This is a genomic window from Streptomyces sp. CB01635 (genome assembly GCF_002803065.1).
GTDB lineage: Bacteria > Actinomycetota > Actinomycetes > Streptomycetales > Streptomycetaceae > Streptomyces.
The window spans coordinates 35781-56134 of the sequence record NZ_NNBL01000023.1 but is presented as its reverse complement, the minus strand read 5'-3'; the positions used below and the strand labels follow the sequence as shown (position 1 = coordinate 56134).

Genomic DNA, 20354 nt, shown 5'->3' with positions numbered 1-20354 from the left:
TGGGGCGGCCCGTTCGCGTATCTGTGCTCATACTGAGGCGTACCGGGAGGTGCGCAAGCGTCATACGAAGGGCGAGTTGGTGACGGAGCGGGAGCCGGAGGCGGCCGAAGACCGCAAACCGCAGTCGGACGAGGCACGCAGCGCCTTCACCCCGCCGCAGGGAATGGTGCCGCAGACTCCGGTGCCCGAGCAGGACGAGTCGCAGACGACGTCCGAGTTCGCGCTCCCGGACGGGTTCAGCACCCCGGCAGCCGCGCCCGCCGACAGCAGCGGTTCGGCCTTCACTCCCCCGCAGACCTACAGCTCCCGGCACGCGCCCCCCGCGTTCACCCCCGCGCACGGCATCCCCATGGTCAAGCTGACCAAGGAGGCGCCCTGGCAGGACCGGATGCGCACGATGCTGCGCATGCCGGTCGCCGAGCGTCCGGCGGCCGAGCCCGTGCAGAAGCACGACGACGAGGGGCCGGCCGTTCCGCGCGTCCTCGACCTGACCCTGCGTATCGGCGAGCTGCTCCTCGCGGGCGGTGAGGGCGCCGAGGACGTGGAGGCGGCGATGTTCGCCGTGTGCCGCTCCTACGGCCTCGACCGGTGCGAACCGACGGTGACGTTCACGCTGTTGTCGATCTCGTACCAGCCGTCCCTGATCGACGACCCGGTGACCGCCTCGCGCACCGTGCGCCGGCGCGGCACCGACTACACACGCCTGGCGGCCGTGTTCCAGCTGGTGTACGACATCAGCGACGCGGAGGTCGACGTCTCCCTGGAGGAGGCCTACCGGCGCCTCGCCGAGATCCGCCGCAACCGCCACCCCTACCCGGGCTGGGTGCTCTCCACGGCGACCGGGCTCCTCGCGGGCGGCGCCTCGATTCTCGTCGGCGGTGACCTGATCGTCTTCGTCGCGGCGGCGCTCGGCGCGATCCTCGGCGACCGGCTGGCCTGGCTGTGCGCCGGGCGCGGGCTGCCGGAGTTCTACCAGTTCACCGTCGCCGCGATGCCGCCCGCCGCCATAGGGATCCTGCTGACCCTCGCGCACAACCTCGTGGACGTACGCGCCTCCGCGGTGATCACCGGTGGGCTGTTCGCGCTGCTGCCGGGGCGGGCACTCGTGGCCGGCGTGCAGGACGGCCTGACCGGCTACTACATCACCGCGGCCGCGCGCCTGCTCGAAGTCATGTACTTCTTCGTCGGCATCGTCGTCGGCGTCCTGGTCGTGCTCTACCTCGGCGTCCAGCTGCACGCGCAGCTGAACCCGGAGGCGGCCCTCCAGGTCATCGACCGCCCTTACTGGCAGATCGCCGCCTCGATGGCACTGTCCCTCGCGTTCGCCGTCCTGCTCCAGCAGGAACGCTCCACCGTGCTCGCGGTGACGCTGAACGGCGGTGTGGCGTGGGTCGTGTACGGGGCCATGCACGTCGTCGGCGGGATCTCGCCGGTCGCCTCGACGGCGGCGGCGGCCGGGCTCGTCGGCCTGTTCGGGCAGCTCTTCTCGCGGTACCGGTTCGCGTCCGCGCTGCCGTACGTGACGGCGGCGATCGGGCCGCTGCTGCCGGGTTCCGCCACGTACTTCGGGCTGCTGGCCATCGCGCAGAACGACGTGGACGCGGGCCTGGTGTCGCTCACGAAGGCGGCGGCTCTCGCCATGGCCATCGCGATCGGGGTGAACCTCGGGTCCGAGATCGCGCGGCTGTTCCTGCGCTCGCCCGGCGCGGAAGGGCGCCGGGCGGCGAAGCGGACCCGAGGCTTCTAGGACCCTGCAAAAGGGGCCGTGGCGCTCTAGCGCTTCGCGTGGCGGCCGCGCTGGCCCGGCGCCGGCGTCTGCGGCTGGGGCGTCGCCGCCGCGGCCTTCTTCGACTTGCTGCGCGCCCGCAGGAACTCGATCGCGATGGGGACCACCGAGATCAGGACGATCAGGATCAGGATCGCCTCGATGTTCTTGTGGACGAACTCGATGTTGCCCAGCCAGGAGCCGAGGAGCGTGACGCCCGCGCCCCAGAGCACGCCGCCGATGATGTTGAACGTGATGAACGAGCGGTACTTCATGCCGCTGACGCCCGCGATGATCGGCGTGAACGTACGCACGATGGGCACGAAGCGCGCCAGGACCAGGGACTTCGGGCCGTACTTCTCGAAGAACTCGTGGGCCTTGACCACGTTCTCCTGCTTGAAGAGGCGGGAGTCCGGGCGGTTGAACAGCGAGGGGCCGACCTTCTTGCCGAAGAGGTAACCCGCCTGGTCACCGAGGATCGCGGCGACGCAGATCAGACCGACGGCGCCCCACAGGGGGAAGTCCAGCGTGCCGGCGGTGATCAGCAGTCCGCACGTGAACAGCAGGGAGTCGCCCGGCAGGAAGAAGCCGATGAGCAGGCCGGACTCCGCGAACACGATCAGGAGCAGGCCCCAGATGCCGAACGTGTTGAGCAGGTGGTCCGGGTCCAGCCAGCTTGGTCCGAGAGCAAGCGTCGTCACGGTTCCGGACTCCTGAGGGGTGGTGAAGCAAGGGCAATGGCGGTGCAAAGTTATCAACGCCGGATGACGGCACCAGGTTCCAGCGGCCCTCTCAGGATGCACTGTGCGTCAACTGTGGCAAACCTGTGTGTATGGGTATCGAAGACTACGGCGGCGGCCAGAATCCGCAGACGGATGTGCTCGTCGTCACCACGAACGACGTGCCCGGCTACCGGGTGGAGAAGGTGATCGGCGAGGTCTTCGGCCTCACGGTCCGCTCCAGGCACCTCGGCAGCCAGATCGGCGCCGGCCTCAAATCGATGATCGGCGGCGAGCTGAAGGGCCTCACCAAGACGCTGGTGGAGACCCGTAACCAGGCGATGGAGCGGCTCGTCGAGCAGGCCCGCTCCCGCGGCGCCAACGGGGTGCTGATGTTCCGCTTCGACGTCACGGAGGCGGCGGACGTGGGCACCGAGGTGTGCGCGTACGGCACGGCCGTGGTGATCGCACCCCGGTAGCGCCGGTCAGACGTTGCGGACGGCGTTGGCGAGGATCGCGTCGCGCAGGTGCTCGGCGAGGCCGGGGCGCATGGACTCGTAGAACTCCTTGAAGCGTTCGTCGGCCACGTACATCTCGCCGAGACCGCAGTGGATCTCGAAGCCGCACTCGTAGAACCACTTGGTGATGTGCTGCCGGTGTTCCTCGGCCATGTCCATGGCCCGCTCGCCGGTCGCGGGCTCGCCGGCCGCCATCAGGGCGTCGTAGCGCTCGCCCCAGTCGGCGACCTCGGCCTGCATCCGCTTCCAGTCGTCCTTGGTGTAGCGGGCGGCGCGGCGCTGCGACTCGGCGTACGTGTCCGTGCCGCCCCAGCGCTCCTCCGCCTCCTGCGCGTACCGCTCCGGGTCCTTGTCCCCGAAGACCTCGAACTTCTCCTCGGGCGTGAGGTTGATGCCCATCTTGCGTGCCTCCATGGCGTGTTCCACGGCCTCGGCCATCTTCTGGAGCTCCCCGATCCGGGCGGTCAGCAGTTCGTGCTGGCGGCGCAGATGCGCGCGCGGGTCCGCGTCCGGGTCGTCGAGAAGGGCCGCGACCTCGTCGAGGGGGAAGCCGAGCTCCCGGTAGAACAGGATCTGCTGCAGCCGGTCCAGGTCGGCGTCGCCGTAGCGCCGGTGGCCCGCGTGGCTGCGCCCGACCGGCGCGAGCAGACCGATCTCGTCGTAGTGGTGCAGCGTGCGCACGGTGATGCCGGCGAACCCGGCGACCTGCCCCACGGAGTAGCTCACGGCTCCCGCCCCTCCCTGTCGTTGTCGGTACGGGTCCCAGCGTGCGGCCTCACGTCACGTGAGGTGCAAGCGGGAATTTCTCCGGGTGTTATGCCGCTTTCATCCGTTTATGGTGTGCCGGTGAGCACCGACGCGCAGGCCGAGCCTCAGGAGACCACCCCGGCACGGACGTTGCTGCCGCTGGTCGTCCCCGCGCTCGTCGTGGGCGTCGTGTGCAGCCTGCTGTTCCTCGGCGTGAGCTGGCTCGCCGAGCAGCTTCAGCACGTGCTGTGGGAGGACCTGCCCGACGCGCTCGGCATCGGCGGGTACTCCTCGGCATGGATGATCGTCATGCTGACCACGACCGGCGTCCTCGTAGGCATCGTCGTGTGGAAGGCGCCCGGTCACGCGGGGCCCGACCCGGCCACCGTCGGGCTCGAGAGCGCCCCGCTGCCGCCATATGTGCTGCCCGGGCTGCTCGTCGCGACCGCGCTGATGCTGGCCGGCGGGCCCAGCCTCGGCCCGGAGAACCCGATCATCGCGGCCAACATCGGCCTCGCGTTCTGGCTCGGCTCGAAAGCCCTGCCCGCCATGCCCGCCGTCCTGTGGGGCACCCTGGCCGAGGCGGCCACGCTCGGCGCGCTGTTCGGCACACCCGTCGCCGCCGCCCTCGTCATCTCCGAGGCCCTCGCGGGCAAGCCGATCAAGGGCTCTCTGTGGGACGCCCTGTTCGCGCCGCTCACCGCGGCGGCCACCGGCGCACTGACCACGAGCCTCATCGGACATCCCAGCTTCGACCTCGGCCTGCCCGCCTTCCCCCGGCCGGACTGGGGCGACCTCCTCTCCGTCCTGGTGGTCGCCTCCGCGGCCGCGGTCCTCGGCATGGCGGCCGTCTACGCCTTCCCTTACACGCACGCCGCGTTCGGACGCCTCAAGCACCCCATGCTGATGCTGCCCGTCGGCGGGCTCGTGCTCGGTCTGCTCGGCGCACTCGGCGGCCATCTCACGCTCTTCAAGGGCCTCAATGAGGTCGCCGCGCTGGCCCAGGACCCCGAGGGCTGGTCGGCCGGGCAGTTCGCCCTGATGACGGTGGTGAAGCTGGCGGCCCTGCTGATCGCCGCCTCCTGCGGCTTCCGCGGCGGCCGGATCTTCCCCGCGGTCTTCATCGGGACGGCCTTCGGCCTCCTCGCCCACGCGCTCGTGCCGGGCGTGCACCCCGCCGTCGGCGTCTCGGCGGGTGTCCTCGGCATCCTGCTCGCCATCACACGGCAGGGCTGGGTCAGCCTGTTCGTCGCGGCCATCCTCGTCGCGTCCCCGCCGATCCTCGTCCTGCTGTGCATCGCCTCGCTGCCGGCCTGGCTCCTGGTCACCGGACGCCCCCAGATGCAGCTCCACGACGACGGCACGGCCCTCCGCTGAGAGCGGCCGCCCCCGCCCGTCCGCCGATCCGTCGCCGGGCGGTACGCCCCACTCCTCCGTATCCTCGCGATGAGGCCACGACCGCGTATCGAGGGAGTCCGCGACAATGCCGCTGCACCACGGTCCCCACCCGCACGACGAGAGCCCGATGGCCGTCAACCCCTTCTACGGCGAGGCCAATCCGGTCGGCGGCATGACCGACGCCCCGCCCAAGCACCGGCTGCCCGACGACCCCATGCCACCCTCCACGGCGTACCAGGTGGTCCACGACGAGCTGATGCTCGACGGCAACGCACGGCTCAACCTCGCCACGTTCGTCACCACCTGGATGGAACCGCAGGCCGACGTCCTGATGGCCGAGTGCCGAGACAAGAACATGATCGACAAGGACGAGTACCCGCGCACCGCGGAGCTGGAGCGGCGCTGCGTGTCGATGCTCGCCCACCTGTGGAACGCACCCGACCCGGACGGCGCCGTCGGCTGTTCGACCACCGGGTCGAGCGAGGCGTGCATGCTCGCCGGGATGGCCCTCAAGCGCCGCTGGATGAAGCGGAACGCCGACCGCTACCCGTCCAAGCAGGCCCGCCCGAACCTCGTCATGGGCATCAACGTGCAGGTCTGCTGGGAGAAGTTCTGCAACTTCTGGGAGGTCGAGGCGCGCCAGGTCCCCATGGAGGGCGACCGTTTCCACCTCGACCCGCAGGCCGCCGCCGAGCTGTGCGACGAGAACACCATCGGTGTCGTCGGCATCCTCGGCTCGACGTTCGACGGCTCGTACGAGCCGATCGAGGAGCTGTGCGCCGCCCTCGACACTCTCCAGGAGAAGACCGGCCTCGACATCCCCGTCCATGTCGACGGTGCCTCCGGGGGCATGATCGCGCCCTTCATCGACCCCGAACTGGTCTGGGACTTCCGCCTGCCGCGGGTGTCGTCCATCAACGCCTCGGGCCACAAGTACGGCCTCGTCTACCCGGGCGTCGGCTGGGCCCTGTGGCGTACGGCGGACGACCTGCCGGAGGAACTGATCTTCCGGGTCAACTACCTGGGCGGCGACATGCCGACCTTCGCCCTGAACTTCTCCCGGCCCGGCGCCCAGGTCGTCGCGCAGTACTACACGTTCCTGCGCCTGGGCCGCGAGGGCTACCGCGCCGTGCAGCAGTCGACGCGGGACGTCGCCCGCGACATCGCCGAACGCATCGAGACCCTCGGCGACTTCCAGCTCATCACGCGCGGCGACCAACTGCCCGTCGTCGCCTTCACGACAGCATCCGACGTGAAGGCGTACGACGTCTTCGACGTGTCGCGCCGCCTGCGCGAATTCGGCTGGCTCGTACCCGCGTACACCTTCCCCGCGCACCGCCAGGACCTGGCCGTGCTGCGGCTGGTCTGCCGCAACGGCTTCTCTGCCGACCTGGCGGCGCTCTTCTTCGCCGACCTCGGGCGGCTGCTGCCCGAACTGCGCCAGCAGCGGCACCCGTTGACCAGTGACAGGGATGCGGCGACCAGCTTCCACCACTGAGCGCAGCGGTGCTCACGGACCCTGCTTGCTGATCCCTATTTACTGAGTGCCGCGAACTTCCGTACCGCCAGCGGGAAGAACACCGCGAGCAACGCGAGCGGCCACAGCACCGCCGCCCACAGGTGCCCCGGCTCCCCGCCGGGCCCGCCGAACAGGTCCCGTACGGCAGTCGCCGTGTGCGACATCGGGTTCCACTCGACGACCGTGCCCAGCCAGCCGGGCATCGAGCCGGGCTCGGCGAGCGCGTTCGACAGGAAACCGACCGGCCAGACGAGGATCTGCACGGCCTGCACCAGCTCCGGCTTCCCCGCCACCATCGCCAGGTGGATGCCGATCCACAGCATCGCGAACCGGAAGAGGAGCAGCAGGCCGAGCGCGCCCAGGAACGTCCCGGCCGAGCCGTGCGGGCGCCAGCCGATCACGTAACCGACGCCGGTCATCACGAGAAGCGCGGCGGCCGACTGGAGCATGTCGGCGGCCGAACGCCCCACCAGCACGGCGCCGTTGACCATCGGCATCGACCTGAACCGGTCGATCACTCCCTTGTTCAGATCCTGCGTCACCGCCAGCATCGTCGCCTCGAGCCCGAACGCCATGGTCAGCGCGAGCATGCCCGGCACCAGATAGTCGACGTACTCGCCCTCGACACCCTTGCCGCCGCCGATCAGGAAGCCGAACATCAGCAGCAGCATCACCGGGAAGGCCAGCCCGACCACGATCTGCGTGGGCTGCCGCGCCCAGTGCGCCAGCTCGCGCCGCGTCATGGTCCACGAATCGGCGACGGCCCAGCTCATCGGCGTACTCATGCCTTCACCTCCGGCCGGTCCGATACGTGTCCACGTTCCGCCGCGTCCTTTGGTCCCGGCCGTCCCGATCCCGTCAGATGCAGGAACACCTCGTCCAGGGTCGGTCTGCGCACCGCGATGTCCTCCGCCTCCACACCCGCGTCCTGGAGCGCCCGCACGACCTCCGTGAGCGCGGCCATCCGGTCGGCGACGGGCGCGCTGACCAGCCGGCGGTCCGCGTCGACCGTGGCACCGTCCGGCAACGGCCTTGCCGCTACGTCCAGCCGGGACCCGTCCCGCACGACGACGTCGATCCGGTCACCACCGAGCCGGGCCTTGAGCTCGTCAGCCGTGCCCCCGGCGACGACCCGGCCCCGGTCCACGACCGAGATGCGGTCGGCGAGCTGGTCGGCCTCCTCCAGATACTGCGTCGTCAGCAGCACCGTCGTACCGCCCCCGACGAGGGAGCGCACCGCGCCCCACACCTCGGCGCGCCCGCGCGGATCGAGGCCCGTCGTCGGCTCGTCCAGGAAGAGCACCTCCGGGTCCGTGATGAGCGAGGCGGCCAGGTCCAGGCGGCGCCGCATGCCGCCGCTGTACCGCCTGACCGCCTTGCGCCCGGTCCCGGCGAGCCCGAAGCGCTCAAGGAGTTCGCCGGCTCGCACCCGCGCGCGCCTGGCGCCCAGATGGTGGAGGCGTCCGAACATCTCCAGGTTCTGCCACCCGCCGAGCTCCTCGTCCACCGCCGTGTGCTGGCCGAGGAGCCCGATGCGGCGGCGCACCTCGCCCGCCTGCCGCCGCACGTCGTAACCCGCCACCTCGACCCGGCCCTCGTCGGCCCGCAGCAGCGTCGTCATGGTGCGGACGGCCGTCGTCTTGCCCGCGCCGTTCGGCCCGAGCAGCCCGTGCACGGTGCCGCGGGCGACCGCGAGGTCGAGCCCGTCCAGCGCCCATCTGTCCCCGTACCTCTTCCGCACGCCCTCGACGATGATCGCGTCGGTCATCCGGCTCCTCTCACCGAGAATCTCGGTACTCAAATTTGACTACGACGCGAAAGGTAGCCCCGCTCCGACCATTAGTCAAACTTGATTAATGGAAATTGACGACGCCTGGCGATGACTGGCGATGACTAACGAGGGTCCTCGGGGTGTGCCTCGCCCGTGGCGTAGGGATTCTCCTGCCCCTCGGCGAGCACCCCGACAAAGGGCTCGCCCTCGCCCGCGAACGTGTACGCGCCGCCCTCGATCCGGCCGATCAGGCCCCGCGTCCACTCCGCGCCCGCGTCGGCCGAGTGCACCCAGAAATTCATGATCTCGCCGATGTGCCCGAGCCGTTCGGGCCCGTCCTCGGGCGTGTAGTACTCGGTGACCGCGCGCCGCCACTCCTCGATGCCATCCACGCGCCGCCGCAGCAACTCCACCGCCTCCTGCCGCGGCAGATCGACGATGAAGCCCAGCGCGGCCGAGAGGATGTCCGGCTTCTGGTCGTACGCCACGAGCGCCTCACGCAGCAGCGTACGGAACTCCTCGGTGCCCTTGTCCGTGATCTCGTACTCGGTACGCGGCGGGCCGCCGGCCGTGGACGGCGCGATCTCGTGCGCGACGAGGAGTCCCTGCTTCGCCATCTGCTTGAGCGCGTGATAGATCGACCCGGGCTTGGCGTTCGACCACTCGTGCGCGCCCCAGTACTCGAGGTCGTTGCGCACCTGGTAGCCGTGCGCGCGGCCGTGCTGGCGTACGGCCCCGAGGACCAGGAGACGGATCGCTGACATGGGCCCCAGCGTAGGACGTCACTCCTGAGCCATCACGGCCAGTTCGTACGCCGTCTTCCCGTCGAGGGACTCGCGGACGATGTCCGCATGCCCCGCGTGCCGGGCCGCCTCCCGGATCAGGTGGAGCAGCATCCACCGCAGGGACGCCTCCCCCTCGTGCGGGGACCAGTCATGGCGGGGCAGCGGGAACGTGTCGTCGAGGCTCGGCACCGACCGGATGAACTCCTCGGTGGCCAGCGCCACCTTGTCCCAGTAGGCGAGCGCCGACTCGACACTCTCGTCGCCCACGAGCCGGAAGCTGTCGGCCCAGTTCGCCTCGGTGCGCTGCGTGTCGGGCGCGACCTGCCGGGCCCGCGCCACCCAGCCCTGCTCGGTCTCGGCGACGTGCTTGACCAGCCCGGACAGCGACAGCGCGCCGGCGCTCGGGGTCGTGGCGGCCTGCTCGTCACTCAGCCCGAGCACGGTCCGGCGGATGGCGCCGCGCTGTCCGGCGAGGCAGATCAGGAGGGTGCCGCGTTCGTCGCCGCGGACCTCCGCGTTCCCGTGAGTCGCCATCGTGGGCCGCCTTCCGTCGGTTTCGCTGCCTGCACTGACGAACGTAGAGGGGCTTGCGGTCAGCTCCCGCCCTCAAGTGGCACTAGCCGAGCCCGGACCGGGACCCGGGCCCCGGGCCCCGGGACCGTATCGCGTAGGAATTTTCCTACGTTTGACGCGTAGGAATATCCCTACCTATAGTCGGGGCATGACCAGCCCCACGAACATCACGCACGCCTCGTTCATCACACTCCCCGTCTCCGACCAGGACCGCGCGCTGCGGTTCTACGTCGACGTACTCGGCTTCGAAGTCACCGTCGACCGCGAGATGCCGCCGGGCCGCTGGCTCCAGGTCGCACCGGCCGGGGCGCAGACCGTCTTCACGCTGTCCGGCCCGGGCGTGGGGGATTTCACACCGGGTTCGGCGCGGGGGATCATGTTGGTGACGACCGACGTCGACGCCGACTGCGCGCGGCTCACCGCCGCCGGAGCCGAGGTCACCGGCCCCGACGACGTGCCGTGGGGACGCATGGCCGCCTTCAGCGACCCGGACGGCAATTCGCTGATGCTCATCACGGAGAAGGAAGGCTTCTGACGCCGATGGCGACGACGGGCGCGACCGACACCGCCGGCCAGGACCGGCTGTTCGCCGCGCTCGCCAACGGGACACGGCGCGAGGTGCTCCGCCTCCTCAGGGACGAGGGCCCGCAGCCCGTCCAGGCCCTGGCCGACCACTTCGCGATGCGCCGCCCGAGCCTCTCGGAGCACCTCAAGGTGCTGCGCGAGGCCGGCCTCGTATCGGAGGAACGAGCAGGACGGCAGCGCATCTACCGGCTCGAGGCCACCCCCCTGGCCGAGGTGCAGGACTGGCTCCATCCGTACGAGCGGTTCTGGCGCGGCCGCCTGAAGGGGCTCGCCGAACTCCTCGACCGCATGCCCGACGATGACGAGTCATGAGCCTGACGAGCATCACGGTCGACCAGTTCTTTCCCCACCCGCCCGCCAAGGTCTGGCGTGCCCTCACCGAACCCGAGCTGATCACCCAGTGGCTGATGGCGGGCAGTGAGGACTTCCGCCTCGAGGTGGGCCACCGGTACGTGTTGACGACCGTGCCGCGCCCCAACACCGGCTTCTCCGGCACCGTCGACGTCGAGGTCCTCGCGTACGAGGAGGAGCGGATGCTCAGCGTCCGGTGGCAGGACCGGGATCCGGCCAATTCTGCGGACTGGACCATTACGTGGAACCTGGAGCCAGAAGGCCGTGGCACGCGTCTCTTCCTAGTGCACGACGGATTCGATCCGGACGATCCGGCACAGATGATGGCGCGGAAGATCATGGATGGGGGCTGGCGTTCGCATGTCATGCGGGCGCTGGGGCAGACGCTCGAAGAGCTGTAACCGTGGGAACACCCCCCGTGCACGTGCATCTGCCCATGCATCGGCATGTGAACGCAGCTATGATCCAGGACAGTTGACCACTACACCTGACTGCCTCATAGGCCACAGCACGACCGGGGAGCGACCTGTGCACCACGTGTACAACGGCATGGCGGCCACGGAGCTTCACGGTGTGGTCTGGCAGAAGAGCAGGCACAGCAACTCGCAGGGCTCCTGCGTGGAGTTCGCGAAATTGCCGGGGGGCCGAGTGGCGATGCGCAACTCGAACTTCCCGGAGGGCCCGGCACTCGTCTACACGCCCGCCGAGATCGAGGCGATGCTGCTGGGCGTCAAGGACGGGGAGTTCGACCATCTGATAGCCGACGGGTGAACCGGTAACCGGTGACAGCTGGCAACTGCCGGGTGGCGAGTGACGGCTGACAGGTGACAGGTGACAGGTGACAACTGACGGATAACGACAAACGTCAGCCGTCAGATAGCAGTGGGAAGCTGCCAGTAACGAGTCGTCAGTTACCGGTACTCGGCGACCAGTTGCCCGCCCGCCCTCACAGCCGGAACAGCGCCCACACCACTTTCCCGTTCAGCGTGCCGGCCAGCGGATGCCAGCCCCAGCTGTCGCTGAACGAGTCGACGAGGAACAGGCCACGGCCCGATTCGGCGTTGAAGTCGTCGTCCGTCTCGCGGGCGACGGGGCTCTCGTCGCTGGGGTCGCGCACCGCGCACACCAGGCGTGAGGTCCAGCGCATCAGGTGCAGCCGCACCGGCGGGTCCTGTGAGCGCGGGGTGTCCGCGGGCAGCCCGTGCCGCAGCGCATTGGTGACGAGTTCGGAGACGACGAGGCAGACGTCGTCGAATCTCTCCGCCACGTCCCAGCCGTCGAGCGTCCCGCGCGTGAACTTACGGGCGCTGCCCACCGCTTCGTACCGTGCGGGAAGTGCGCAGGAGGCGGAGCTGGAGACGCCTGAAGGGTCGAGTGGCGGAAGCCCCTGCCTTAACGGCTCGAGCATGGCCGGTCCATTCGTCCCCATGCGAGGCACTCCCGGGATTCGCGGTACATAGCGATTGGAGCGGTGGTGCGTGGGCCATCGTTCCGAATGCGTACAGCAGATGCAAGGGCAGATGCACGTGCACGCGCCCGGCCTGTCCCCCCACGTACCACTTGTTGCTCATTTCTTCCCACGACTTCTTGTGGAGACCTTTCGCAACCTTTCCGTTTCTGTAACCGAACGAGTACGGGCCGGAGCGTTTTAATGGCAGACTTCGGCTGCTGGAGCGATCGGGAGGGTGGAGCGACGTGAGTGCGGGAGAGTCGAGCGGCTCAGTGGTGCGACGCATCCTGCTGGGCTCGCAACTGAGGCGCCTGCGCGAATCGCGTGGCATCACCCGGGAAGCGGCCGGCTACTCGATCCGCGCATCCGAATCCAAGATCAGCCGCATGGAGTTGGGACGGGTGAGCTTCAAGGCCAGGGACGTCGAGGACCTGCTGACCCTGTACGGCGTCGCCGACGAGGCGGAGCGCGGCGCGCTCCTCTCCCTCGTCAAGGAGGCCAACGTCGCGGGCTGGTGGCATACGTACTCGGACGTCCTGCCCGGCTGGTTCCCCACCTATGTCGGCCTGGAGGGCGCCGCGTCGCTCATCCGCGCCTACGAGGTGCAGTTCGTGCACGGGCTGCTTCAGACCGAGGGGTACGCGCACGCGGTCGTCGCGAGGGGCATGAAGGACGCACCGAAGGCGGACATCGACCGGCGCGTGGCGCTGCGCCTCGAGCGGCAGAAGCTCCTCGTCTCCGAGCGCGCCCCCGAGTTCCACGTGGTGCTCGACGAGGCGGCGCTGCAACGCCCGTACGGAGGACGGAAAGTGTTGCAGGGTCAGCTCCAGCATCTGATCGACGTCTCCGAGCGGCCCAACGTCACGCTCCAGGTCATGCCGTTCGGCTTCGGTGGCCACTCGGGTGAGACCGGCGCCTTCGCGATGCTCAGCTTCCCGGAGTCCGACCTCTCCGACATCGTCTACATGGAGCAGCTCACCAGCGCCCTCTACCTCGACAAGCGCGAGGACGTCACGCAGTACGCGCGGTCGATGAAGCAGCTCCAGTCGGAGTGCCCGACGCCGCAGGAGAGCGTGGACATCATCCGGGGCCTGCTGGCCAAGAACGGCTGACCGGGACTGGCCGAGAAGCACTGCTCCTGTCGCGTCTTACGACCGATGACGATCGGGTGGACGTCCTGTCCGGGCCACAACTCGACTGGTACAGACGTAAGATGACGAGCCATTAGGTGTCTGCCGGCAGCAGCAAGGGATCTCATGTCCTACTTCACCGAACTGGCCCAGCAATACATCGACGGTTCATGGCGTCCCGGCCGCGGGGCGTGGGACATCATCGACTTCAACCCGTACAGCGGTGACAAGCTGGCCTCCATCACCGTGGCGTCGGCCGACGAGGTCGACGAGGCCTACCGCGCGGCCGAGCGGGCGCAGAAGAGCTGGGCCGACACCAACGCGTACACGCGCCGCCTCGTCTTCGAGCGGGCGCTGCGCCTGGTCGAGGAGCGCGAGGACGAGATATCCGACGCGATCGTCGACGAACTCGGCGGTACGCGGCTCAAGGCCGGGTTCGAGCTGCATCTCGCCAAGGAGTTCCTGCGCGAGTCGATCCAGCTGGCGCTGCGCCCCCAGGGTCGGGTCATCCCGTCGCCCGTCGACGGCAAGGAGAACCGGCTCTACCGCGTTCCCGTCGGGGTCGTGGGGGTCATCAGCCCCTTCAACTTCCCGTTCCTGCTGTCGCTGAAGTCGGTCGCGCCCGCGCTGGCCCTCGGCAACGGCGTGGTGCTCAAGCCGCACCAGAACACCCCGATCTGCGGTGGCTCCCTGGTCGCGAAGATCTTCGAGGACGCGGGCCTGCCGGCCGGTCTGCTCAACGTGGTCATCACCGACATCGCCGAGATAGGCGACGCGCTCCTCACTCACCCCGTGCCGAAGGTCATCTCCTTCACCGGCTCCGACGCGGTGGGCCAGCACGTCGCGACGGTGTGCGCCTCCCAGTTCAAGCACGCCGTCCTGGAGCTGGGCGGCAACAGCGCGCTGACCGTGCTCGACGACGCGGACATCGACTACGCGGTCGACGCGGCGGTCTTCAGCCGGTACGTGCACCAGGGCCAGGTCTGCATGGCCGCCAACCGAATCCTGGTCGACCGCAAGGTGGAGAAGGAGTTCACCGAGAAGTTCGTCGCCAAGGTCAGGTCCCTCAAGGTGGGCGACCCCCGCGATCCGTCGACCGTCATCGGTCCCGTCATCAACTCCACACAGGCGGAGGTCGTTTCGGGCGTCGTCGACCAGGCGCTCGCGGAGGGCGCGACCGCACTGCTGCACGGCAAGGCCGTCGGCAATCTGGTCGAGCCGAGCATCCTGACGGACCTGCCGGCCGACTCCCCGGTGCTGCGGCAGGAGATCTTCGGGCCGGTCGCGCTCCTCATCCCGTTCGACGGGGACGAGGAGGCGGTGGCGATCGCGAACGACACCCCGTACGGGCTGAGCGGGGCCGTCCACACGCGGGACGTGGAGCGGGGCGTCGCGTTCGCACGGCGCATCGACACCGGGATGATCCACGTCAACGACGGGACGGTGCACGACGAGCCGCTCGTCGCGTTCGGAGGCGAGAAGCGGTCCGGGCTCGGCCGGCTGAACGGCGAGGCGACGGTCGAGGCGTTCACCACGCAGAAGTGGATCTCCGTGCAGCACGGCCGGAGCCAGTTCCCCTTCTGACGCCCGCCCGCTCCGGCGGTTCGGTCAGCGTGTGACGTACGGCAGCAGTGCCATCTCGCGTGCGTTCTTGATCGCCGCGGCGATCTGGCGCTGCTGCTGTGCCGTGACCCGGGTGACGCGACGGCTGCGGATCTTGCCGCGGTCGGAGATGAACTTCCGCAGCAGGTCCGTGTCCTTGTAGTCGATGTACGTGATCTTCGCATGGTCCAGGGGATTGGGGCGGGACTTGGCCGGCTTGCGGTCAGGCCTGCCGACGGGGTTGCGGGCAGGGTTGCGCGGGGGCATTCAGATCTCCAGGAGGGTGTCGAAGGCGCGGGGCAGGCCCTTCCAGGACTCGCGGCCCGCGCCGTACTCGGCGTCGGTGAGCAGGCAGGACTCGAGGATCTCGGCGAGGCCGTCGCGGTCGAGTCCGGGTGACGTGAAGACGAGGTGCTGGCAGCAGTCGCCGTGCTGCGGGTGCCAGTCCAGGGCGGCGGCCGCGCGGCGGACCGGCGGGACCATGTCCCAGGCGGCGTCCGGCAGGGACACCAGCCAGGGCCCCGCGCTCTCGACGCACAGCGCGCCGCCCGCCGCGTCCCAGTGCAGGAGCGTGTCGGGGCGGTCGGCGAGCCAGAACCGGCCGCGGCTGCGGGCCGCCGCGCAGGTCAGATCCTCCAGGGCCGCGTAGAGCCGCTCCGGGTGGAACGGCCGGTCGCGGTGCCAGACGAGTGTGGAGACACCCGCCTCGTCCGCGTCCGCGGGCAGCAGCGCGCACGCCGGATGCTGGGCCGCCGCTGCCGCGTCCACGTCGAATCCGCCGAGCGCGGCGCCCGCCAACTCGCCGTGACCGATCCGGACTTGGCGGGCTGTCGGGTGGAGCTGGGCGAGCAGGGCCCGGTCCGCGTCGTCGGCCTCGGGGGAATCCACGAGGGCGAGCACGGGAGCGTATTCGAGCTGCCTGGCCCAGGTGTCGGCGATGGTGCGCTGGTCGGTGGCGGCCGCCGCGAGTCCGGCGTCCATGAGGTCGTCGCCGTTCCCGAGGTACGGCAGCAGGAGCGCGGGGTCCACGCCGGTGATGACGCCGGTGACGGAGAGCTCGGGCCCGCCGTGCGCGGCGATGACCTCGGCCATCGCCTTGGGCTCGACGGAGTCCCACAGTTCGACGATCGCGATGGAGGTCCCCTCCGCCCGAGCGGAGCCGAGAGCTTGGGGGAGGGTGAGCCCGGCGTCCGCGAGCCGCTCCAGTTCGGGGACCAGGTCCTCGCGCAGGGCGCAGCACGCGCAGTCGTTGACGAGGGGCGCCTCGCCGGTGCCGAGGACCCCGGTGGCGTCGCGCAGGGTCCGTACGACTGTGCCTTGTACGGCAGTTGAGAGGTCGTGGTGGAGCGCGACGCTGCCCGGGACCGTGACGAGCAGTTCCTCGACGGCGGCCCGGCGCGCTTCCGCGTGCAGGCCGCCGACGATCACTACGGGCAGCCGGGTCACCGGCCACCCCTCTTCCCGAAGCGCCGCTCGAAGCGCTCCACGCGGCCGGCGGTGTCGAGGACGCGCGCGTTGCCCGTGTAGAAGGGGTGGCTCACGTTCGAGATCTCGACGTCGATGACGGGGTAGGTCCGGCCGTCCTCCCACTCGACGGTCTTGTCGCTGGTGGCGGTGGACCGGGTGAGGAAGGCGTGGTTCGCGGCGCGGTCGCGGAAGACGACCGGGCCGTAGTCGGGGTGGATGTCCTTGCGCACGGGGCTCAGCGCTCCTCTCGGAAGTCGACGTGACGGCGTGCGACCGGGTCGTACTTGCGCAGGGTCACGCGGTCGGGGTCGTTACGGCGGTTCTTGCGGGTCACGTAGGTGTGGCCCGTACCCGCGGTGGACCTGAGCTTGATCACTGGGCGGAGTTCGTTGCGTGCCATGTGGCTAGTATATGAAAATGAATCCCGTTTCCAAAACGATCCGGGTCACAGGGCCAGGGGGCCGCGCGGCCTTCGGGTCACAGCTCCGGGTCACGGGGCCACAGCCAACGAGAGAGGTACGTCGTTTTGTCCGCGCACTGCATGCTGACCGGGGCCGCCCCCGGCTTCGGCAACCGCATCTCCCACTCCCACCGGCGCACGTCACGCCGCTTCGACCCGAACGTCCAGCGCAAGCGCTACTGGCTGCCGAGCGAGGGCAGACACGTACAGCTGCGGCTGAGCGCCAGGGCGATCAGGACCGTCGACGCGATCGGCGTCGAGGCCGCCGTCGCCAGAATTCGTGCCCGTGGAGTGAGGATCTGATGGCCAAGAAGAGCAAGATCGCGAAGAACGAGAAGCGCCGGAGGGTCGTCGCCCGATACGCCGCGCGCCGGGCCGAGCTCAACGAGATCGTGCGCCGGCTGTCGTCCACCGACGCGGAACGGGCAGCCGCACAAAGGGAGTTGGCACGTCAGCCGCGGGACGCGAGTGCCACGCGCGTACGCAACCGCGACAGCGTCGACGGCCGGCCGCGCGGATATCTGCGCGCCTTCGGCCTCTCCAGGGTGAACCTGCGCGGGCAGGCGCATGCGGGCTTCCTGCCCGGGGTGCGGAAGTCTTCCTGGTGACGTGAGGGGCGGCTGGTAGCTTGCTGCGGGCCGGGCCACGTACCGGCAGTCACATCCGCAACGTAGGGGGATCTTGTGCTGAAGCGCGTACGGATCGGCGCCGCCGCGGCGGGAGTCGTCGCGGCGCTCGTGATCACCGGATGCAGCAGCGACAACGGTGACGGGGGCGACGGCGGCAAGTCCAAGGAGACGCCGCAGGCCTCGGCCACGGCGTCCACGGGCGGCGACACGAGTGGTTCCGGCTCCGGCGGGAAGTCCGGGAGTCTTCAGGGCAGTTGGGTCACCACGTCCCAGGGCAAGAGCGTCGCCCTGCTCATCAGCGGCAAGAAGGTGGCTCTGGTCGGCGAGCACGTGTGCAGCGGGACCGCCGGCGACGAGATGGGCATGCAGATGCTCACCCTGAAGTGCGCCGACGGGAACACCGACCGGAACATGGGGCAGGTCAAGTCCGTCGACGCCACGACCCTGAAGGTGTCGTGGGAAGGCTTCGGCGACGACACCTTCCGCAAGACGGACAACGGGAAGCTGCCGTCGGGGTTCCCGACGATGGGGCTGCCTACGTCCTGACGCGGGCGGGTTCCCTCGCTCCCTCGCGGCTGCCTCGTGAGCCGCTCTCCCGTCATCGGGCCGCTCGATCCTCCGGACCGGGCGGCCCTTCGGGTTTCTGAACCTCGGGTTTCCGGTCCTCGGGTTTCCGGTCCTCGGGTTTCCGGTCCTCGGGCGATGGGTCGGGCTTCAGGGTGATCGGGGGTACGTCGGTGTCGAGTGCGTCGGAGAGTTCCTCCAGGGCCTCGAGGAGCAGGCTCGCGCCCCTGCGTACGACCCGGTCCGGGACGCCCTCGCCGTCCCAGTCCGCGAGAGCGTCCCGTACCGCCTGCCACTGCGGCACCCGCCGCTCGCGCACCGCCCGCGCGCCGTCCTCCGTGGCGGTGTGCAGCGCCTTCGCGAGGCGGGCGGCCGCCGGGACCGGGGCCGCGTCACGTTCGGGGAGGTGGGCCTCCATCAGCATCTCGACCCGGCCGATGTGCCGCAGGGCGTGTTCGGCGTCGTCGGCCGCCGCGCGGGAGAGGCCGCGGTGGCGCACCGGTTCGGTCCGCGCCCTGGCCGCGGCCTCCTGCCAGGCGAGTTCGGCCGTGCGGGCGGCGAGCAGGGCCTCGCGCACATCGGGCAGGTTCCCGCCGCCGGGCTCCGCGTAGCGGCCGATCACGGCGGCGCCGTACCGGCCGAGGGCGAGCAGCCAGTCCGCGAGGCGCGTGCGCAAGCGGGGCGTCTCCCAGGCCGGGTACACCGCGTACGCCAGCATCGCGAGGAGGCCGCCGACGAGCGTGAGGACGACCCGCTCGGGGACCGTCTGGTCCCACGCCTCGCCGCCCATGCCGAGCAGGAACACGACGTACGCGGCGATGCAGGCCTGCGCGGCGAGCTGGCCCGTGCGCATCACGAGGTACATCAGACCCGCGCAGATGACGGCGAGCGTCGCGGAGAGGGCGGTGTCCGGGTGAACGACCTGGACGAGCCCGGTGGCGAGGGCGACTCCGATGAGCGTGCCGCCGAAACGGGCCACCGCGCGCGAGTACGTCTGCGAGAAGTCGGGGCGCATGACCATGACGGCGGCCATCGGCGCCCAATAGCCGTGGCCGAAGGGGAGGGCGGTGCCGATGAGGTAGCCGACCGCGGCGACGGCCGACACCCGGATGGCGTGCCGGAGAATCGGCGACCCGCGATGCAGCTCCTTGCGCATCGCTCCGGCCGCGATGGGGAGCAGCCGCACGAGGGTGGGGCGGGCGAGCTGGGGGTTCTCGTTGCGGGGCTCGGGATGCTGGGTGTCCGTCCGGGCGCCGGCGGTCTCCAGTACGTCCCTCAGGAGCGAGCCGAGGCGCGCCGCCGCGCGCTTCGCCGGGCCGGAGAGGATCGCCCCCGTGTCGGGGGTCTTGAACGTGGCGACCGCCGCCGGCGGCACCTTGACCGGGGCCCCGTGGCGGATCGCCCGCGCCGCCGCGTCCAGCATCGAGCCCGCCGCGCCCAGGAGTTCCCGCACGCGCTCGCGTTCGGGCCCCTCGTCCGGGACGCCGACGGCCGGGTCCGCGAGGGAGGCGAGGACCGGGCGGATGCGTTCGGCGATGCCGCGGGCCCCGCGCAGTTGGGCCGGGCGGGTGCGGGCCTGGCGCGGGGTGAGCGCGGCGGCGCTGCGCGCCAGCATCAGCGGTTCCCCGTCGAACGGGGCGACCGGGTCGTGGCGCAGCCGGCGCGCATAGTCGGCCTCGGCAGCGAGCGCGTCGGCCAGGGCGTCGCGGTGCGCGCCCCATCTGCGTACCGGGAAGAGGATCACGAGGGCGGCCTGGACGAGACCGCCGAAGACCATCATCGCGGCGTGCCCGGCGGCGGCCGCGACCGAGGTCGGCAGGGTGATCGTGACCAGCATCATCGCGACGTTCGACGACGCGATGATGCCGATCGTCGGGCCCGCCGCCCAGGCGAGGCCCGCAAGGAACGTCCACAGGACGAGGAGCGCGAGGAAGAGGACGAGGTGGCCGCCGGTGAGGTAGCCGAGGAACGTCGAGACGCCGAGGCTCGCGCCGGAGGCGACGGCCAGCTCGGGGCGGGGGCGCCAGCTGCGCTGGAACGTGGCGATCGCCGCCTGGAACGCGCCGAACGCGGAGCTCGCCGCGACCGCGGGGCCGAAGAACGTGAGGCTGATCGTGATCACGATGGCCAGACCGGCGGCGCCGCGCAGCGCGATCAGGGGTTCCAGGCGTTTCCGCTCGACACTCAGGCCCGAGCGGGTGGTGTCCTTCAGCGCCCGGAACCAGCTCACTCCGTCAGGATACGGGCGAGTCGGGCATATGAGTTGGAGTGGTTCGGTTCGGGGGTTGGTTCGGGGGTTGGTTCGGGGGTTGGTTCGGGGG

At 70.2% G+C, this 20354-nt stretch carries 24 protein-coding genes and 1 pseudogene; 13 read left to right on the top strand and 12 right to left on the bottom strand.

Annotation, left to right across the window (positions count from 1 at the left end; translation table 11 throughout):
* Nucleotides 1-49 precede the first annotated feature (49 nt).
* The gene (locus CG723_RS35785; RefSeq protein ID WP_234374689.1) at nucleotides 50-1747 is read left to right on the top strand and encodes a threonine/serine ThrE exporter family protein; all 1698 of its coding nucleotides are present in this window, start codon (nucleotides 50-52) and stop codon (nucleotides 1745-1747) included.
* Between the two features lie 59 nt (nucleotides 1748-1806).
* On the opposite strand, the pseudogene CG723_RS35780 reads toward CG723_RS35785, so the two are convergent.
* Nucleotides 1807-2466: pseudogene (locus CG723_RS35780) on the bottom strand (DedA family protein); the annotation flags it as partial.
* A gap of 131 nt (nucleotides 2467-2597) precedes the next feature.
* Here CG723_RS35780 and CG723_RS35775 point away from each other — a divergent pair.
* The gene (locus tag CG723_RS35775) at nucleotides 2598-2963 is read left to right on the top strand and encodes a YbjQ family protein (protein ID WP_100597698.1); all 366 of its coding nucleotides are present in this window, start codon (nucleotides 2598-2600) and stop codon (nucleotides 2961-2963) included.
* Nucleotides 2964-2969: 6 nt separating this feature from the next.
* Here CG723_RS35775 and CG723_RS35770 read toward each other — a convergent pair whose 3' ends face one another.
* A complete protein-coding gene (locus tag CG723_RS35770; protein WP_100597697.1) occupies nucleotides 2970-3728 on the bottom strand; it encodes a MerR family transcriptional regulator in 759 nt (252 codons plus the stop codon).
* A 120-nt stretch (nucleotides 3729-3848) separates the two neighbouring features.
* On the opposite strand from CG723_RS35770, the gene CG723_RS35765 reads away from it, so the two are divergent.
* The gene (locus CG723_RS35765) at nucleotides 3849-5126 is read left to right on the top strand and encodes an ion channel protein (RefSeq protein ID WP_234374688.1); all 1278 of its coding nucleotides are present in this window, start codon (nucleotides 3849-3851) and stop codon (nucleotides 5124-5126) included.
* Nucleotides 5127-5232: 106 nt separating this feature from the next.
* Entirely contained in the window at nucleotides 5233-6645 is a 1413-nt protein-coding gene (locus CG723_RS35760) for a glutamate decarboxylase (protein WP_100597695.1), read from the top strand.
* A gap of 35 nt (nucleotides 6646-6680) precedes the next feature.
* Here the strand turns inward: CG723_RS35760 and CG723_RS35755 are convergent, their stop codons facing one another.
* From CG723_RS35755 to CG723_RS35740, 4 genes are all read right to left on the bottom strand, one after another.
* Complete coding sequence (locus CG723_RS35755; protein WP_100597694.1) at nucleotides 6681-7451, bottom strand: ABC transporter permease; 771 nt, start codon at nucleotides 7449-7451, stop codon at nucleotides 6681-6683.
* The gene (locus tag CG723_RS35750; protein WP_100597693.1) at nucleotides 7448-8434 is read right to left on the bottom strand and encodes an ATP-binding cassette domain-containing protein; all 987 of its coding nucleotides are present in this window, start codon (nucleotides 8432-8434) and stop codon (nucleotides 7448-7450) included. The genes CG723_RS35755 and CG723_RS35750 overlap by 4 nt, the downstream gene beginning before the upstream one ends.
* 125 nt (nucleotides 8435-8559) lie before the next feature.
* Nucleotides 8560-9201 carry a PadR family transcriptional regulator gene (locus CG723_RS35745; RefSeq protein ID WP_100597692.1) on the bottom strand — a complete coding sequence of 214 codons (642 nt, stop codon included), beginning with the start codon at nucleotides 9199-9201 and terminating at the stop codon, nucleotides 8560-8562.
* Between the two features lie 18 nt (nucleotides 9202-9219).
* Nucleotides 9220-9756 (bottom strand): DinB family protein, encoded by a 537-nt coding sequence (locus CG723_RS35740; RefSeq protein ID WP_100597691.1) that lies wholly within the window; start codon nucleotides 9754-9756, stop codon nucleotides 9220-9222.
* Nucleotides 9757-9943: 187 nt separating this feature from the next.
* Between CG723_RS35740 and CG723_RS35735 the strand changes: the two genes are divergently transcribed.
* The 4 genes from CG723_RS35735 (at nucleotide 9944) to CG723_RS35720 (ending at nucleotide 11502) form a co-directional block, all read left to right on the top strand.
* Nucleotides 9944-10330 carry a glyoxalase superfamily protein gene (locus tag CG723_RS35735; protein ID WP_100597690.1) on the top strand — a complete coding sequence of 129 codons (387 nt, stop codon included), beginning with the start codon at nucleotides 9944-9946 and terminating at the stop codon, nucleotides 10328-10330.
* Between the two features lie 5 nt (nucleotides 10331-10335).
* Nucleotides 10336-10692: an ArsR/SmtB family transcription factor gene (locus CG723_RS35730; RefSeq protein ID WP_100597689.1), complete on the top strand. Its 357-nt coding sequence runs from the start codon at nucleotides 10336-10338 to the stop codon at nucleotides 10690-10692.
* Nucleotides 10689-11132, top strand: coding sequence for an SRPBCC family protein (locus CG723_RS35725; protein ID WP_100597688.1), 444 nt, complete (start codon nucleotides 10689-10691; stop codon nucleotides 11130-11132). The genes CG723_RS35730 and CG723_RS35725 overlap by 4 nt, the downstream gene beginning before the upstream one ends.
* Before the next feature lie 127 nt (nucleotides 11133-11259).
* Nucleotides 11260-11502: a DUF397 domain-containing protein gene (locus tag CG723_RS35720; protein ID WP_100597687.1), complete on the top strand. Its 243-nt coding sequence runs from the start codon at nucleotides 11260-11262 to the stop codon at nucleotides 11500-11502.
* A gap of 175 nt (nucleotides 11503-11677) precedes the next feature.
* Here the strand turns inward: CG723_RS35720 and CG723_RS35715 are convergent, their stop codons facing one another.
* A complete protein-coding gene (locus CG723_RS35715) occupies nucleotides 11678-12160 on the bottom strand; it encodes an ATP-binding protein (RefSeq protein ID WP_199842023.1) in 483 nt (160 codons plus the stop codon).
* Between the two features lie 266 nt (nucleotides 12161-12426).
* Here CG723_RS35715 and CG723_RS35710 point away from each other — a divergent pair, with 266 nt between their 5' ends.
* Both CG723_RS35710 and CG723_RS35705 read left to right on the top strand, forming a co-directional pair.
* Nucleotides 12427-13293 (top strand): helix-turn-helix domain-containing protein, encoded by an 867-nt coding sequence (locus CG723_RS35710; RefSeq protein WP_100597685.1) that lies wholly within the window; start codon nucleotides 12427-12429, stop codon nucleotides 13291-13293.
* Between the two features lie 144 nt (nucleotides 13294-13437).
* On the top strand, nucleotides 13438-14895 hold the full coding sequence (locus tag CG723_RS35705; RefSeq protein ID WP_100597684.1) for an aldehyde dehydrogenase family protein: 1458 nt from the start codon (nucleotides 13438-13440) through the stop codon (nucleotides 14893-14895).
* A 24-nt stretch (nucleotides 14896-14919) separates the two neighbouring features.
* On the opposite strand, the gene rpsR is transcribed toward CG723_RS35705, so the two are convergent.
* Genes rpsR through rpmG form a run of 4 tightly spaced genes read right to left on the bottom strand, consistent with a single transcriptional unit; the run spans nucleotide 14920 to nucleotide 16780 of the window.
* Nucleotides 14920-15180, bottom strand: a complete 261-nt coding sequence (gene rpsR, locus CG723_RS35700) for a 30S ribosomal protein S18 (protein WP_100597683.1) — start codon at nucleotides 15178-15180, stop codon at nucleotides 14920-14922.
* Nucleotides 15181-16359, bottom strand: a complete 1179-nt coding sequence (locus CG723_RS35695; RefSeq protein WP_100597682.1) for a CobW family GTP-binding protein — start codon at nucleotides 16357-16359, stop codon at nucleotides 15181-15183.
* A complete protein-coding gene (locus CG723_RS35690) occupies nucleotides 16356-16610 on the bottom strand; it encodes a type B 50S ribosomal protein L31 (protein ID WP_100597681.1) in 255 nt (84 codons plus the stop codon). The genes CG723_RS35695 and CG723_RS35690 overlap by 4 nt, the downstream gene beginning before the upstream one ends.
* A gap of 5 nt (nucleotides 16611-16615) precedes the next feature.
* A complete protein-coding gene (gene rpmG, locus CG723_RS35685; RefSeq protein ID WP_100597680.1) occupies nucleotides 16616-16780 on the bottom strand; it encodes a 50S ribosomal protein L33 in 165 nt (54 codons plus the stop codon).
* Between the two features lie 126 nt (nucleotides 16781-16906).
* Between rpmG and rpmB the strand changes: the two genes are divergently transcribed.
* From rpmB to CG723_RS35670, 3 genes are all read left to right on the top strand, one after another.
* Nucleotides 16907-17143 (top strand): 50S ribosomal protein L28, encoded by a 237-nt coding sequence (rpmB, locus tag CG723_RS35680; RefSeq protein WP_100597679.1) that lies wholly within the window; start codon nucleotides 16907-16909, stop codon nucleotides 17141-17143.
* Nucleotides 17143-17448 carry a 30S ribosomal protein S14 gene (rpsN, locus tag CG723_RS35675; RefSeq protein WP_100597678.1) on the top strand — a complete coding sequence of 102 codons (306 nt, stop codon included), beginning with the start codon at nucleotides 17143-17145 and terminating at the stop codon, nucleotides 17446-17448. Before rpmB ends, rpsN begins: the two co-directional genes overlap by 1 nt.
* 75 nt (nucleotides 17449-17523) lie before the next feature.
* Complete coding sequence (locus CG723_RS35670) at nucleotides 17524-18015, top strand: hypothetical protein (RefSeq protein WP_324906227.1); 492 nt, start codon at nucleotides 17524-17526, stop codon at nucleotides 18013-18015.
* Nucleotides 18016-18067: 52 nt separating this feature from the next.
* Here CG723_RS35670 and CG723_RS35665 read toward each other — a convergent pair whose 3' ends face one another.
* The gene (locus CG723_RS35665; RefSeq protein WP_100597677.1) at nucleotides 18068-20263 is read right to left on the bottom strand and encodes an FUSC family protein; all 2196 of its coding nucleotides are present in this window, start codon (nucleotides 20261-20263) and stop codon (nucleotides 18068-18070) included.
* Nucleotides 20264-20354: the final 91 nt, after the last annotated feature.

Bases quoted from the DNA above. Each gene is read 5' to 3' on its own strand.
- CG723_RS35715 (WP_199842023.1), bottom strand. From the start codon at position 12,160: ATGGGGACGAATGGACCGGCCATGCTCGAGCCGTTAAGGCAGGGGCTT.
- CG723_RS35775 (WP_100597698.1), top strand. From the start codon at position 2,598: ATGGGTATCGAAGACTACGGCGGCGGCCAGAATCCGCAGACGGATGTG.
- rpsN (WP_100597678.1), top strand. From the start codon at position 17,143: ATGGCCAAGAAGAGCAAGATCGCGAAGAACGAGAAGCGCCGGAGGGTC.
- CG723_RS35755 (WP_100597694.1), bottom strand. From the start codon at position 7,451: ATGAGTACGCCGATGAGCTGGGCCGTCGCCGATTCGTGGACCATGACG.
- CG723_RS35760 (WP_100597695.1), top strand. From the start codon at position 5,233: ATGCCGCTGCACCACGGTCCCCACCCGCACGACGAGAGCCCGATGGCC.
- CG723_RS35745 (WP_100597692.1), bottom strand. From the start codon at position 9,201: ATGTCAGCGATCCGTCTCCTGGTCCTCGGGGCCGTACGCCAGCACGGC.
- CG723_RS35735 (WP_100597690.1), top strand. From the start codon at position 9,944: ATGACCAGCCCCACGAACATCACGCACGCCTCGTTCATCACACTCCCC.
- CG723_RS35750 (WP_100597693.1), bottom strand. From the start codon at position 8,434: ATGACCGACGCGATCATCGTCGAGGGCGTGCGGAAGAGGTACGGGGAC.
- CG723_RS35730 (WP_100597689.1), top strand. From the start codon at position 10,336: ATGGCGACGACGGGCGCGACCGACACCGCCGGCCAGGACCGGCTGTTC.
- CG723_RS35725 (WP_100597688.1), top strand. From the start codon at position 10,689: ATGAGCCTGACGAGCATCACGGTCGACCAGTTCTTTCCCCACCCGCCC.
- rpsR (WP_100597683.1), bottom strand. From the start codon at position 15,180: ATGCCCCCGCGCAACCCTGCCCGCAACCCCGTCGGCAGGCCTGACCGC.
- rpmG (WP_100597680.1), bottom strand. From the start codon at position 16,780: ATGGCACGCAACGAACTCCGCCCAGTGATCAAGCTCAGGTCCACCGCG.
- CG723_RS35740 (WP_100597691.1), bottom strand. From the start codon at position 9,756: ATGGCGACTCACGGGAACGCGGAGGTCCGCGGCGACGAACGCGGCACC.
- CG723_RS35705 (WP_100597684.1), top strand. From the start codon at position 13,438: ATGTCCTACTTCACCGAACTGGCCCAGCAATACATCGACGGTTCATGG.